This is a genomic window from Qipengyuania profundimaris (assembly GCF_030717945.1).
Taxonomy (GTDB): Bacteria; Pseudomonadota; Alphaproteobacteria; order Sphingomonadales; family Sphingomonadaceae; genus Qipengyuania; species Qipengyuania profundimaris.
In genome coordinates this window covers 2,809,216-2,822,897 of record NZ_JAVAIM010000001.1, presented here as the reverse complement: position 1 = coordinate 2,822,897, position 13,682 = coordinate 2,809,216, and the positions used below count along the sequence as shown (strand labels likewise).

The following is a 13,682-nucleotide window of genomic DNA, read 5'->3' as shown; positions in this document are numbered from 1 at the left end:
GAATATGCCAGGTATCGACAGGCCCAACTTTCAGGATCGCCGCGACTTCATGAAGAGCGTCGGCCTCGCGGCGACGAGTTTCGCGGTGCTGCCGCTAATGGGTTGCGACACGCAAAGTAGGATGTCGCTCGATCGATCAGGCGCTAGCAATCCCCTCGCCATACCTGAGCTACAGGCAGGAACCATCGAACGGGGGGAGCGTGTCTTTCGCCTGTCCCTGACATCGGGCGAGAAAGACTTCGTGCCTGGCACTCCGTCTCCGACAATCGGTATCGACGCATCCTATCTCGGACCGACCCTCGAAATGCGTCGCGGCGAACAGGTTCGATTTCACATCGACAACAAGCTTGCCGAAGATGCGACCGTCCACTGGCATGGCTTCGAACTTCCCGCCACCGCGGATGGCGGGCCGCACCAGCTCGTGCGGCCCGGCGAGCGCTGGAGCCCGTCCTTCGAAATACGCCAGCGCGCGTCGCTATACTGGTATCATTCGCATTTACATCAGCGGGCGGGACCACAGGTCTATGCCGGTCTCGCAGCCCCGATCTACGTGCGCGACGAGGAAGAGGATCGCCTCGATCTGCCGAGCCGGTACGGTGTGGATGACATACCGCTCATCGTGCAGGATCGCGTGATCGACAGCTCGGGCCGCCTCGTTTACCCGCTCAACATGCACTCGCGGATGATGGGAGTGCTGGGCGAGCACATCTATGTGAACGGAACGGCCAATGCCGTTTTCGACGGCGCCGCCGGCCCGCTGCGCCTGCGGCTTCTCAATGGATCGAATGCGCGGTTCTACACCTTCTCGCTCGAAGGTGATCGTCCGATGCAACTCATCGCAAGCGATGGCGGCCTGCTTGCCGCACCCCGGAAGGTTCGAAGTCTTACCCTTGCCCCAGGCGAACGCGCACAAGTGATCGTCGACCTTTCCGAAGGGCGCCCGCTGCGCCTGAATGCCAGCAGTCCTGATAACGCCATGGGCATGATGGCCGGAGAAGGCGGGGGTATGATGGACGGCGGAATGATGGGAAACCGGACCGGTCGCGAGAGGCAGGGCCGCACCTTTTCGATCCTCGATATGCGTCCCTCCGGCGCGTCGACTTCAGTTATGCTTCCGCCCACCCTGGCCGCGCTTGCCGCGCCGGACCCCTCGCTCGCCGTTCGCAGCCGCCGTTTCGTGCTCGATATGGGCATGATGGGTCGAGGCATGTCGATCAACGGCGAGACCATGGACATGGACGTCATCAATCAACGCGTACCGGTGGGTCAGTGGGAAATATGGGAAATCGCTAACGCTTCGATGATGGCGCATCCCTTTCATATTCATAACGTGCAGTTCCGCTTGCTCGACCGGGACGGTCGGCCTCCGCGGGCGGAAGAGGCGGGCTTCAAGGACACCGTTATCGTCAACCCGCGTGAACAGGTCAGGCTGCTGTTGCGGTTTGAAGAGAATACCGATCCCGACAATCCCTACATGTATCACTGTCATATCCTCGAGCACGAGGACGCAGGCATGATGGGGCAGTTCGTGGTCACGGCCAATTAGGGGAGAACGACAGATGAGCGATGGGCACAATGCAATCGAGGGTACGGCGACCGACCCCGTTTGCGGAATGAGCGTGAAGATGGACGGCGCCCGCTTCATCGATCGACACGAGGGTGGCGACCATTACTTCTGCTCCTCGCGCTGCCTCGACAAGTTCCGCGCGGATCCGGAGATGTATCTTTCGAAGGCGCACCTCGATGCTGTCGAGGATGTCCCGGAAGGTACGATATACACCTGTCCGATGCATCCGGAGATCCGGCAGCCGGGGCCGGGCTCCTGCCCGATATGCGGGATGGCCCTCGAACCCGAAACGGTCACCTTGAACGAGGGCCCCGATCCCGAACTCGTCGACATGCGGCGAAGGTTCTGGTGGAGCGCGCTCTTCACCCTGCCGCTCTTCGCCTATGCGATGGGCGACATGATCCCGTCGCGACCGTTCGATCAGGTCATCGAACCCGCTTTCGCGCAGTGGCTGCAGCTCCTGCTGGCCACTCCGGTGGTGCTTTGGGGCGGCTGGCCCTTCTTCACCCGGGCGCTGCAATCGGTCCGGACCATGAACCTCAACATGTTCACCCTGATCGGCTTCGGCGTCGCCATCGCTTATCTGTTCAGCCTTGTGGCAACCCTCGCCCCGGACATCTTCCCCGAGGCTTTCCGCGATCATGCGGGCCGGGTCGGCGTCTATTACGAGGCCGCAGCGGTTATCACGACCCTCGTGCTGCTCGGGCAGGTGCTCGAGCTCAAGGCGCGCGGATCGACATCGAGCGCCTTGCGAGCGCTTCTCGAACTCGCGCCCCCGACCGCGATGAAGATTTTCGGTCGCGGAGACGAGCGCGAAGTACCGCTCGATGAATTGACGTCTGGGGACCTGCTGCGCGTGCGTCCGGGCGACAAGGTCCCCGTCGATGGCACGCTCGAGGATGGAAGCAGCGCCATCGACGAGTCCATGATCAGTGGCGAACCCATTCCCGTCAAGAAAAGCGCGGGCGATCAGGTAATCGGGGGCACTGTCAACCAGACCGGCAGCTTCACCATGCGCGCGACGCAGGTCGGCGCGGACACCATGCTCTCGAAGATCGTGCAGATGGTGGCGGAGGCGCAGCGCAGCCGGGCACCGATCCAGCGGCTCGCCGACCAGGTCACCGGATGGTTCGTGCCCATCGTCGTCCTTGTCGCTATCGTGAGTTTTGTCGTCTGGGCCATCTGGGGACCGGCACCGGCCCTTGCCTACGCGCTCGTCAACGCGGTCGCCGTTCTGATCATCGCCTGTCCCTGCGCGCTCGGACTGGCGACGCCAATGTCGATCATGACCGGCACCGGCAAGGGAGCCCAGCACGGCATCCTGATCAAGAACGCCGAAGCGCTCGAAACGCTGGAAAAGATCGATACGCTGGTTGTCGACAAGACCGGCACACTGACCCGGGGCAAGCCCGATCTTGTCGACGTAAAACCGCAGTCAGATTTCGACGAGCAGGAGTTGCTGAGCCTTGTCGCTGCTGTTGAGAGAGGAAGCGAGCATCCGCTCGCCCACGCGATCGTCGAAGGGGCTCAAAGCAGAGGCGCTGCCATTCTCGACGCTTCCGATATCGAGTCCGTGACCGGCGAAGGCATCCAGGCAAATGTCGACAAGCGCCGGGTCGCGATCGGGAATGAAAAGATGATGGAGCGCATAGGGGCGCTCGAAGAAAGCTGGCGGTCCTCGGCCAATGAGGGTCGAAGCCTCGGACAGACGGTGATGTTCGTGGCCGTGGACGGGGCACCGGCAGGCCTTATCGCTGTCGCCGATCCGATCAAGGAAACCAGCCGCACCGCTATTACCGCGCTGCATGAGCGCGGCATCAAGATCGTGATGCTTACCGGCGACAGCGAAGCCACCGCGCGTGCGGTAGCAAGCCAGGTCGGTATCGACGAAGTCGAAGCGAATGTCTCGCCCGAGGACAAACATCGCAAGATCGAGCAGTTGAAGAGCGAGGGTCGCCGGGTCGCTATGGCCGGCGACGGCATAAACGACGCACCCGCGCTTGCCGCTTCGCATGTCGGCATCGCGATGGGAACGGGTACCGATGTCGCGATCGAAAGCGCGGGCGTGACATTGGTGCGCGGCGACCTCGTCGGCGTTGTTCAGGCGCTCGTCCTGTCTCGGGCCACTATGCGCAACATCAGGCAGAACCTGTTCTTTGCCTTCGCCTATAACGCGCTCGGCATTCCGGTCGCCGCAGGTGTTCTCTATCCGTGGACCGGGTTGCTTTTGAACCCGATGATCGCGGCCGCGGCGATGAGCCTGTCCTCGGTATCGGTGATCGGCAACGCCCTGCGCCTGCGCGGCCTCGCTCTTCCCAAATTCGATACCTGAGCGATGGGCACGGGAGGGAGATGGCAAGAGTGACGGATTAGACGATGCAGGATCAAAACCAAATCTCTGAGAAATCGCGCGAATGGCGCGGTGCTCATCCAGCGCTCTGGATCGCGATATTCGGAATTCTTATCGCATTCGCCTGGGAGATGCTTCAGCTTCCTTTCTACCAGTCGGGAGATCTGTCGCCTGCCGAGGCAGCACGTCGCTGCGGCCTGGCCTCGTTCGGCGATGCCGGGATCATGGTGGCCGCTTATCTCGGCGCCTCTGTCGGCAGTGGTAAAACGCCGTGGCTCGTAGACTGGCCGATCTCGCGTTTGGTCGTGTTCCTGGGAATCGGCCTGGCCATTACTGCCATGGTCGAAGTGCTGGCTGTCGGTGCCGACTGGGGGTGGTCCTATAGTGCAATCATGCCGCTTGTGCCCGGGACCAAAATCGGCCTGGTACCGATCGTGATGTGGGTCGCGGTTCCCACCGCCACCTTGTGGCTCGCGCGCCGTCTCGGCACCGGACCCCGCTGATCGCAAACCGGGATCTCCTATCCCTCGACAGCTGCCGGCTGCGGTCCCGATGGTGATCGACTTACCCGAAATCCGGCAATCAGGGCCAGCAGCGTGAGCAATTGCGCGCCGATCGTCTCGACAGTCGGGAAGAAGCCGAGTTCGGCGAGGCGCGGCAAGCCGGCGATGAAAGTGGCGGAAAGAACTCCGGCCTCCTGGAAAGCGCCCACGCCCTTGCCCGCGAGAATGACCGCAAGGATCGCAATCAGGATAGCACTGTAGCGGAAGAACTGGGTGATCGGCAGTTTGCGGCTGTAGCGCAGCATGGCCCAAGCAATGAGCGCCAGCAGCGCTACTGCCGACAAGGCACCTAACAGTATGATGCCGCTGCTCTGCGGGTTCCACAGGGCAGCGTAGAACAGGATAGTCTCGAAAGCTTCGCGGTAGACCACGACAAAGGCGAGCCCGAAGAGAAACCATGCCGATCCGCGCGAAAGCGCCTTGCCCATTTTTTCCTGGATATAGCGCCGCCACTCCTCGGCCTGGGATTTGCCGTGCATCCAGATCCCGACCGATACGAGAATGACAGCCGCAAGCAGCGCGCCGATCCCTTCGGTCATCTCGCGGCTCGCCCCGCTGATGCTTACGAAGTAGGTTGCTACGACCCAGGTGGCGACACCTGCGAAAAGAGCAGCGATCCAGCCACCATGGATATAGGGCAATACCTCGGAGCGCTGCGACTTTTTCACAAAGGCGATCATGGCGATCACAACCAGAAGTGCTTCGATCCCCTCGCGCAGCAGGATGGTGAACGCCCCGAGAAAGGTCGAGATTTCGCTGGCCGCCTCAGGAGCCAACGCTCCCTCGGCTCTGGCCAGCAGACTATCGATGCGAGCCCTTAGTTGCTGTAGTTCGGATGGATCCGCACCGGACTCTATTCCGGCCCGAAATTGCCCGAGCGCCTGTTCTACCTCGCGCATCAAACCGCCATCGCGCGTTGCAAGGAGGGCCTCCAGGGGTTCGAACCCGTCGAGATAGGCAGACAGGGCAAGCTGCCGCGCTTCTTCACGGTCGCCAGCCCGATAGGCTGACAGGCTGCGATCGAGCGTATCGCGAACGAAAGCGAGCGAACCTGTGTCATTTGCCTGTCCCACCGCATTGGGATTGGCGCGAAGATAGGCCATGACGGCGAGCGCACGGTCCTCTCCGATCTCCTCGGCCAGACTTTCCGGTGTGAGCGCGGCGAGCGTCTCGAGATCGGGGACAAGCTGGCGTATGCCATCATCTTCCCGCCAGATACGCTCGCCTTTGGCCACATCTTCAAAAGCAATGCTGCCGGCATAGAATGCAAGCGCCCAGCGATCCTCGTCGGACAGCGATGCGAAGCTGGCCATGGACGTTCCTTCAAGCCCCTGCGTGATGACCTGGTAAAGCCCGAACGCACTGCGCTGCCGTGCCCGGTCGATATCGGTAAAGTCTATCGGCGGGGGATCGAGCGCCTGCATTGCGGCCGGTGGCGCACTTCCGGCGGCGCCGTGACACGAGGCGCAGTTCTGCGCGAAGAGAGTGCGGGCGCGGACAAGGTCGGGCGCCTGCGAAGGGGCGAGCGGAACCGGGTAGGCTGTCAGCAACGAGGCTGCCAGCGCGCGCGCGAAGCGCCCAACTTGCTCGGCAGGTTCCTTGTTGGCGATCAGAGCTCGCAGCTGGTCCGATCGGCGGATGAGTGCTTGATTGTCTTTAGTGTCCGGAAATGCAGCGACCTGCCGCGCCACGACATCGGAAAACTCCACCATTTCGCGATATTCGAATTCGTCGGCAACACGTCCCTCGGAAACCGCGGAGGCGTAGTCGACCGCGATATAATCGAGCAGACGCCAGGTGGTTCGCACATCGGGTTCTTCCGCGTTCGCGGTGACGGACAGACACAGCGCAAGCGCCAGCAGAATGAGCCGCAGTGCCGGATGGACGGTGGCGGAGACGATGCGATGCATGAGGGGTCTCTATATCTGTTGCAATTAATTCGCAATAGCAGAGTCTAGACGGAAACGTATTTCCCTCAATCCGCAATCGCGGGCATATTCTGGAGTTTAGGTAGAGCGCAGTTCGCCACGTGCCTGTTTGAAGACTTCGGCACTTCCCCACACCGCCAGTCCTGCCATGATGCTCGCCACAACCAGATCGGGCCACGCACGGCCGGTGCCGAAAACGCCAATCGCTGCCGCCAGCACGGCGATATTACCGATCGCGTCGTTGCGCGAACAGATCCACACCGAGCGCATGTTCGCATCGCCCGAGCGATACCGGAACAGCATCGCGGCGACGGCGAGATTTACCGCCAAAGCAAGAGAACCGATGGCGCCCATCGTTCCCGGGTCGGGCGACGCCCCGACAAAAAAACCCCAGATGGCCGAGCCGAGCACCCACAGGCCGAAAGCCAGCATGGTCGCCGCCTTTACGAGAGCCGCACGCGCGCGCCAGACGAGCGCCATGCCCGCTACGCCGAGACTGATAGCATAGTTTGCCGCATCACCGAGAAAGTCGAGCGCGTCGGCCTGCAAGGCGCGCGAATCCGCAGCAATGCCTGCCACGATCTCCACACCGAACATGATTGCATTAAGGCCCAGCGCGATCCACAGAATGCGCCGCCATGTCGGATCGTTGTTGTTTGCACCGCCCTCATCGGGACCGCAGCAGGTCTTTCCCATTTACTCGACTCCTTGCGTCGATCCGCCCTATGCACCTTGTAGTAACTACAAGGTCAAGCCGCAGGAGCCTTTGTCATGAGAATTGGTCAACTTGCCCGGATAACCGGCGTCAAATCCGAAACAATCCGCTTCTACGAGCGCGAAGGTATCCTCGCTGCCCCTCCGCGCACGAAGGCCAATTATCGCGACTATGGACCTGCAGAGGAAGCGCGCCTTAACTTCATACGGCGCGCGCGTGATCTCGGCTTCTCGATGGCACGCATCAGGGAATTGCTCGATCTCTCCGATGATGCCGACCGGTCCTGCGCGGGCATTGACGCTCTGGCCAGAAGCCATCTCGGCGAAGTCGAGCGCAAGATCGCCAGCCTGGAGGCGTTGCGGACGGAGCTTGGGCGCATGATCGCTGCCTGCGAGCAAGACACGGTAGGCGATTGTCGCATCATCGATGCACTTGCCGGTACCACCGAGCCTTGATGCCCGCGCCTCGTGCGCCAGTTCGGTCAGGCTCGCCGATGCACGGCTTTTGTCCGCCGCCCCTAAGAGACTTAACTTCGGGAAGGCCGACGAGTGCGAAGCTGCCCGTGTCGCCATCCCGGGTCTGTCGAACGGGTTATGATGCTGCTGTCGGCCAGTTCCAGACGGCCATTTTTTCAATGCTCATATCCTCCATCGTGTAGGCGATCCCGCCGACGCCAAGCCCGGAGCGGCGCAGCCCTGCAAAAGGCATCCAGTCGACGCGGAATGCCGTATGGTCGTTCACCATCACCGCCGATCCCGTCAGAGACCTGATGCAATGATTGGCGATTGACAGCCGATCGCTGAATACAGCGGCCTGAAAGGCGTAAGGCAGGGCATTGGCCTGCTCGATAGCCAGGTCGATATCGTCATAGCCATACACGCAGATCACGGGGCCGAAGATTTCTTCCTGGGATACCTTGGCGCTTTCCGGAGGATCAACAATGACGGTCGGGGAGAAAAGAGTGTCACTCAGACGGCTTCCCCCGCACACCAGGGTGCCTCCTGCTGCGATGGCTTCATCGACCCAGCGTTCGACGCGGTCAACTTCCTCCGTTCGGATCAGGGGTCCGCATTGGGTCTCAGCATCGGCGGGATCGCCCACGACCAGCTTTTCGGCAGCTCGCCCTAGGTCATTGGCGAAGTCTTTCAATTCTGCAGCAGGGACGAATACGCGCTGCACGGAAACGCAGACCTGACCCGAATGATAGAACCCGCCTTTTAGCAACGAGGCGATCACTGCTGCGCGCTCCACGCCGCTGTCCACGATTACCGGCGCCGCACCGCCGTGCTCGAGAGCAATGCGGGTTCCCGGCGCCAGCTTCGAGCGAAGCATCCAGCCGATTTTCGCAGAACCGATGAATGAGAAGAACGCCGTGCGCGGATCGGTTACCATTCTTTCGGCGACATTGTTGCTGCACGGAGCGAACCGGCACCAGGCCCCGGGCAGGCCGGCTTCATGGAGAATGCCCACGAAGCTCTGGCATGAAAGAGGCGTTTCCAGCGCAGGCTTGATGAGAACGGGGCACCCGGCTGCTACCGCCGGTCCAACCTGATGGACGATTAGGTTGAGCGGGTGATTGAATGCCGAGATCGCCACGACAGGACCGATCGGCTCGCGGAAGGTATATGCCGTCCTTCCCGCACCCGCTTCTGTCAGGTCCATGGGGATCTCGTGACCGCCGCCATCGCTGAGCGCCTGAACGCACAAGTCGACGCTGTTGATCGCGCGACCGGCTTCCACGCGCGCATCGACCAGGGGTTTGCCGCCCTCCCTGACGATCTGGAGAGCCAGATCCTCGGCTCGTTCGCGCATGATATCCGCAGCCCGCCGGAGGATGGCGACACGCTCGTGCACGGCAAGCCAGCCATGGCGGTCGCGGTGGAGCAACTGCGCTTCATTCAGCCATTCATCGATTTGAGCCCAGCCAACAAGCGGTACTTCTGCAATCGGCGAGCGGTCGAAAGGATTGTGAACGATCGTTTTCATAGCTCACACACCTTTGCGCCGAGTTCATCAATCAGCACCTTCTTGTTTTCGGAATAGTCGACGGGCAGATCGACAAGGTGCACGCCGCCAGCCTCGAATGCGGCGTTCAGGACCGAAACCAGATCCGCACTTCGCTCGACACGGTGGCCGGTCGCTCCATAGCTTTGTGCGTAGGTGACAAAGTCGGGATTGGAAAAGGTCAGGCCGTAGTCCGGAAAGCCAAGCTGGTCCTGCTTCCAGCGGATCATCCCGTATGCTGCATCATTCAGAACGAGAACGACAAGGTTCAGTCCAAGCCTGACGGCCGTTTCCAGTTCCTGCGAGTTCATCATGAACCCGCCATCGCCGCATACCGCGAGCACTCTGCGCCCCGGCGCCAGCATCGCAGCCATCATGGCGGATGGAAGGCCAGCACCCATCGTCGCCAATGCATTGTCGAGCAGGATGGTGCCAGGCTCGTGGGCGATGTAGTTTCTGGCGAACCAGATCTTGTAGATGCCGTTGTCGAGCGCAACGATATCATCGCGCGCCATTACGCTGCGTACGTCGGCAACCACGCGCTGGGGGACCATTGGAAAACGTTCGTCGTCGCTGGTCTCGGAGATGTGCGATGCAATCTCGTGATGCAGGGCGGTATAATAGCTGCGGTCGCACTGCAGCTTGCCATCCAGGCGGTTTCCCAGCCGCTCGACCGATCCGGCGATGTCGCCGATGACCTCGAGCTGCGGGAAGTAGACCTGATCGACTTCGGCTGCCTTGTAATTGATATGGATGACGGTCTGCCCGCCCGGCTCCATGAAGAAGGGCGGCTTCTCCACCACGTCGTGACCGATATTGACGATCAGATCGGCCTTTTCGATTGCGCAGTGAACATAATCGCCCGACGATAGCGCCGCGGTGCCCAGATAGAGCTCGCTATCTTCATCGACCACGCCCTTGCCCATCTGGGTGTCGAAGAAGGGAAAGCCGGTATCAGACACGAATTTGCGCAACGCTTTCGAAGCGCGGCGGCGGTTCGCTCCGGCACCGATCAGGAGCAATGGCCGCTCAGCCGCGATGATGCGCTCGGCCGCTTCGTCGAGCGCAGCATCTCCGGCGACCGCATAACGCCTGTCATGCGGCGGTATGACCGGTTCGATCGTTTCCTCTTCAGCGATATCTTCGGGCAGTTCCAGGAGGACGGCTCCGGGTCTTTCTTCCTGCGCCAGGCGGAAACCTTCGCGAACGAGAGAGGGGATGCGGTTGCCGTTCACAATCTGGGTCGAAGCCTTGCAGAGCGGAGTGAACAGGGAAACGACATCGACGATCTGGAACTGGGCCTGTTTCGATGTCTTTATCGGCTTCTGTCCGGTAATGATGACAAGCGGAAAGGCCCCGAGCGCGGCATAGGCCGCCGGTGTGGTCAGGTTCGTCGCCCCAGGCCCGAGAGTCGCCAGGCACACACCTGCCTTGCCGGTCAGGCGGCCATAGGTCGTCGCCATGAAGCCAGCGCCCTGTTCGTGACGGGCCAGAACCAGCGTGATGGCGGAAGTTCGCAGCGATTCCAGAAGATCCAGGTTTTCTTCGCCTGGAACGGCGAAAACATATTCGACGCCCTCGGCTTCGAGTGCGGCGACCATGAGATCGGATGCTTTCATTCGTTGGTCCTCATTTTACGAGTTGCAGGGCGGTTTATGCCGTGCGCTGCCAAGCTGCTTGCCCACAGCGACCGACCCGATCGCCGCGCTTGTCAATGGTCGTGGTCATGGTCGTGGTGATGGTTCTTCTCGACCTGATGGTCCGGGATCATGTCCGGATCACACTCCGCAGCGAGACAGGCTTCGAACGTTGCATGGGCGATGGCGTGCTGCGTCTCGAGCATACCGCGAGCCCGCGCCTTCACATCCTCGAAAGCCTGCAGCGAAGATTCGGCAGGAACGATATGCGCCTCAAGCGCGCGATAATGCTCACTGATGCTCCAGACATGGACGTGATGGACGTCGGCCACGCCTTCTGTGTCACGCAGGTCGCTCACAATGCGATCGAACTCGCTTTCGCCCGGCACCGCACCCATCAAGAGCCGCACCGTGCGAGGCAACAAAGTGACGCCCTGCCAGATCACATAGGCAGCAATGACCACAGTGATGATCAGATCGGCAATATAAAGTTCGTATCGCAGAATGAGTACGCCAGCCACGATCACACCGACCGAAGCCAGCGCATCGGACACATTGTGCAGAAAGGCGGCTTTCATGTTGAGGGAGTTCTTCGAGCTGGCGTAAACCATCACCGCCGTAACCACGTCGATCACCAGCGCTATCCCGGCGACCCAGATTACGGTCCACCCCTCAACGGGTTGAGGGTCTGCGAAACGGTTGATCGCCTCGACGAGCAGATAGAAACCGATGATAAGCAAAGTCGTCAGATTGATGAGCGCCGCGACGACTTCCGCACGAGCATAGCCGAAGGTCATAAGCTTGTCGGCTGGCCGGCGCCCGATCCGCCTCGCAAACAGAGCCAGTCCAAGCGATGCCGCGTCGCTGAAATTGTGCAGCGCATCGGCGATCAGTGCGAGCGAACCCGACAATATCCCCCCGATGATCTGGGCGACAGTCAGCAGGACGTTGAGGGCGACGGCCAATACAAGGCGGCCGTCGCTCATGCTTTCTTCGCCGTGACTGTGTCCGGCATGACCGCCCGATTGTGCCACTACCTGCCTCCTTTTTCTGTTCTCTTGGTCGTCGTAACGGACTGCGCGGGGGAATGCTGGAACGTGCTGTTCGAGACATCGAGTTCGCGCGACAGTTCTCCAAGCGCCGAGATCGCGAGGCCGAGCAGCGCGAACCCTCCGACGAATGCCAGGAGCGTAATATGATTGGCGGCGACCGATCCGGTTCCCATGCGAAGCAGCGCGCGCGCCGATGCAACTATAAGAAAGCCCGGGATAATAGCCGCTAGCCAACCTCGCCCGTTGTCGGTGAATCCGTGCAGCGCCCAAAAGGTCAAGAGAGCGATCCCGATGAAAAACAGGGAAAAGAGGACAAGTAGCGCAAGCTGGTCCATCCTGCTCACTTGGGCGGATCGGTATTCATCGATCGCCTGGCGTCCTATTTCCAGGTTCGCAAAAACAAGCGCTGCAGACACCGCCATTGCTGTCGTCGCGGATGCAGCAGCGGCAGCACCCAAGATAACGCTGTAAGGCAGGATATCGGACGCCATCGACACCGAGATGCGACGTACCAGGGTTGGCCTATCGGAGCATCGCTCAGGTCCGTCATCATCCGGTCTGAGTTTTGCGTATCGACCAAGCTCGTTGAAAATCAGAAGCAGCAGGCCGCCCGCCAGCATCAAACCAGTGAGTGTCCAGCGGGTGAGAGGAGATTGTCCCAGCGGAAGAGTTAGCAAGACGGCAAGGGCGGCAAAAGCACCCGAAACGCCGCCCGGCAGGAGCGGATGCAGGAAGCTCCAACTGCCTTTTGCCAATTTGCCGCCAATCATGACCCCGATGCCTGATAGCATCGCCAGGACAAGGACCCGCGAAAGGTCCTGCGCGGCAAACAAGGTATCGATTAGCGTCAATTCCTCTTCTCGCCGTGGACGGTTCCCGCCTCGTCGTGCACATCCATATGCGTATCGCGCAGGATCTGCACTCCGCCGTAAAGCGCTATGCAGGCGACCGCTATTCCGACCACTAGGTCGGGCCAGTTGGCACCGGTAATCAGCACAACGATGCCGGCGATGATGATCCCGCCATTGGAGATGAAGTCGTTGAAGCTGAAGGTTGTCGCCGCCCGCATATTGACGTCCTTGTTCTCCACCTTCTGCAACAGGCGCAGGCAATAGAGATTCACCAGTCCCGCGACGAACGCCATCGCCATCATCAGCATGCCGCCCGGATCGGAACCTTCCACGAACCGTCGGTAAGCATCGAAAATGACCCCAGCGGAGAAGACCAGCAGCATGATGCCGGAGAAACGCGCGGCCCCGCGTTTCCAAGTCCGCGAGCGGGTTAGCGCAAGCAGGCTGAGCGCATAAACGATTGCATCCGATGAATTATCGAGGCCGTTTGCCAACAGCGCGTTGGAATCGGCAAAATATCCGACCGCGAAGAAGCCGATCGCGATGGCGACGTTAAGCCACAGGACAACCCACAGGGTCTTGCGCTTTTCGGGCGACCCGGCATCGACCTCATGTCCGCCACTCATGCTGCGTCCTCCCCGGTTTGTACCCAGCTTTCCGCATGACTACGCTGTGATGGCCGGAAAAACTTCATTTCGGCGCGGAAGAGTGAGGATGACAATTTCCAGCCCCGCTCTTCCCATTTGCTGTCGCCGATCATGGCGATCCGGCCGAAACAATCCTTATGCCGGATGTCGAACTTGAGATCGCGCCAGAGACCTCCGAAGTTCCAACCCGAAAAGTCAGGCGCGAGCTCGATCACCATCGGGACGGTACCGGCCTCGCGCTCTGCGATATGTTCGAATTGGGGAATAAAGCGGTCATAGGCTTCATCCCCCAGCCTGCCTCCGGCGCGTATCCAGAGCAGTCCGTTCTCTTCCTTCAGTGCCAGCACCGTTTTTTCCTTTCCCGATCG

General features: G+C 60.8%; 12 protein-coding genes. 4 read left to right on the top strand and 8 right to left on the bottom strand.

Annotated features, from left to right (window positions below; genetic code table 11):
* The first annotated feature begins 4 nt into the window (after positions 1-4).
* The 3 genes from Q9K02_RS13960 to Q9K02_RS13950 are packed head-to-tail and all read left to right on the top strand — an operon-like array spanning position 5 to position 4,420.
* On the top strand, positions 5-1,546 hold the full coding sequence (locus Q9K02_RS13960; protein ID WP_305933411.1) for a multicopper oxidase family protein: 1,542 nt from the start codon (positions 5-7) through the stop codon (positions 1,544-1,546).
* Between the two features lie 13 nt (positions 1,547-1,559).
* A complete protein-coding gene (locus Q9K02_RS13955) occupies positions 1,560-3,899 on the top strand; it encodes a heavy metal translocating P-type ATPase (RefSeq protein WP_067679242.1) in 2,340 nt (779 codons plus the stop codon).
* 44 nt (positions 3,900-3,943) lie between these two features.
* Positions 3,944-4,420, top strand: a complete 477-nt coding sequence (locus Q9K02_RS13950) for a hypothetical protein (protein WP_067696355.1) — start codon at positions 3,944-3,946, stop codon at positions 4,418-4,420.
* Positions 4,421-4,437: 17 nt separating this feature from the next.
* On the opposite strand, the gene Q9K02_RS13945 is transcribed toward Q9K02_RS13950, so the two are convergent.
* On the bottom strand, positions 4,438-6,390 hold the full coding sequence (locus Q9K02_RS13945) for a cytochrome c/FTR1 family iron permease (RefSeq protein ID WP_066761544.1): 1,953 nt from the start codon (positions 6,388-6,390) through the stop codon (positions 4,438-4,440).
* A gap of 96 nt (positions 6,391-6,486) precedes the next feature.
* Complete coding sequence (locus Q9K02_RS13940; RefSeq protein ID WP_008603825.1) at positions 6,487-7,104, bottom strand: cation efflux transmembrane domain-containing protein; 618 nt, start codon at positions 7,102-7,104, stop codon at positions 6,487-6,489.
* Between the two features lie 75 nt (positions 7,105-7,179).
* On the opposite strand from Q9K02_RS13940, the gene Q9K02_RS13935 reads away from it, so the two are divergent.
* On the top strand, positions 7,180-7,578 hold the full coding sequence (locus tag Q9K02_RS13935) for a MerR family transcriptional regulator (protein ID WP_008603824.1): 399 nt from the start codon (positions 7,180-7,182) through the stop codon (positions 7,576-7,578).
* Positions 7,579-7,714: 136 nt separating this feature from the next.
* Here the strand turns inward: Q9K02_RS13935 and Q9K02_RS13930 are convergent, their stop codons facing one another.
* From Q9K02_RS13930 to Q9K02_RS13905, 6 genes are all read right to left on the bottom strand, one after another.
* Positions 7,715-9,109, bottom strand: a complete 1,395-nt coding sequence (locus Q9K02_RS13930; protein WP_066761539.1) for an aldehyde dehydrogenase family protein — start codon at positions 9,107-9,109, stop codon at positions 7,715-7,717.
* On the bottom strand, positions 9,106-10,746 hold the full coding sequence (locus Q9K02_RS13925) for an acetolactate synthase large subunit (protein ID WP_066761537.1): 1,641 nt from the start codon (positions 10,744-10,746) through the stop codon (positions 9,106-9,108). Before Q9K02_RS13925 ends, Q9K02_RS13930 begins: the two co-directional genes overlap by 4 nt.
* A gap of 92 nt (positions 10,747-10,838) precedes the next feature.
* Entirely contained in the window at positions 10,839-11,798 is a 960-nt protein-coding gene (locus Q9K02_RS13920) for a cation diffusion facilitator family transporter (RefSeq protein WP_066761535.1), read from the bottom strand.
* The gene (locus Q9K02_RS13915) at positions 11,798-12,667 is read right to left on the bottom strand and encodes a hypothetical protein (protein ID WP_054522853.1); all 870 of its coding nucleotides are present in this window, start codon (positions 12,665-12,667) and stop codon (positions 11,798-11,800) included. The genes Q9K02_RS13920 and Q9K02_RS13915 overlap by 1 nt, the downstream gene beginning before the upstream one ends.
* Positions 12,664-13,293, bottom strand: a complete 630-nt coding sequence (locus tag Q9K02_RS13910; protein WP_054522854.1) for a cation efflux transmembrane domain-containing protein — start codon at positions 13,291-13,293, stop codon at positions 12,664-12,666. Before Q9K02_RS13910 ends, Q9K02_RS13915 begins: the two co-directional genes overlap by 4 nt.
* Entirely contained in the window at positions 13,290-13,661 is a 372-nt protein-coding gene (locus Q9K02_RS13905; protein ID WP_066761531.1) for a SpoIIAA family protein, read from the bottom strand. The genes Q9K02_RS13910 and Q9K02_RS13905 overlap by 4 nt, the downstream gene beginning before the upstream one ends.
* Positions 13,662-13,682 lie beyond the last annotated feature (21 nt).

Bases quoted from the DNA above. Each gene is read 5' to 3' on its own strand.
- Q9K02_RS13960 (WP_305933411.1), top strand. From the start codon at position 5: ATGCCAGGTATCGACAGGCCCAACTTTCAGGATCGCCGCGACTTCATG.
- Q9K02_RS13955 (WP_067679242.1), top strand. From the start codon at position 1,560: ATGAGCGATGGGCACAATGCAATCGAGGGTACGGCGACCGACCCCGTT.
- Q9K02_RS13950 (WP_067696355.1), top strand. From the start codon at position 3,944: ATGCAGGATCAAAACCAAATCTCTGAGAAATCGCGCGAATGGCGCGGT.
- Q9K02_RS13945 (WP_066761544.1), bottom strand. From the start codon at position 6,390: ATGCATCGCATCGTCTCCGCCACCGTCCATCCGGCACTGCGGCTCATT.
- Q9K02_RS13940 (WP_008603825.1), bottom strand. From the start codon at position 7,104: ATGGGAAAGACCTGCTGCGGTCCCGATGAGGGCGGTGCAAACAACAAC.
- Q9K02_RS13935 (WP_008603824.1), top strand. From the start codon at position 7,180: ATGAGAATTGGTCAACTTGCCCGGATAACCGGCGTCAAATCCGAAACA.
- Q9K02_RS13930 (WP_066761539.1), bottom strand. From the start codon at position 9,109: ATGAAAACGATCGTTCACAATCCTTTCGACCGCTCGCCGATTGCAGAA.
- Q9K02_RS13925 (WP_066761537.1), bottom strand. From the start codon at position 10,746: ATGAAAGCATCCGATCTCATGGTCGCCGCACTCGAAGCCGAGGGCGTC.
- Q9K02_RS13910 (WP_054522854.1), bottom strand. From the start codon at position 13,293: ATGAGTGGCGGACATGAGGTCGATGCCGGGTCGCCCGAAAAGCGCAAG.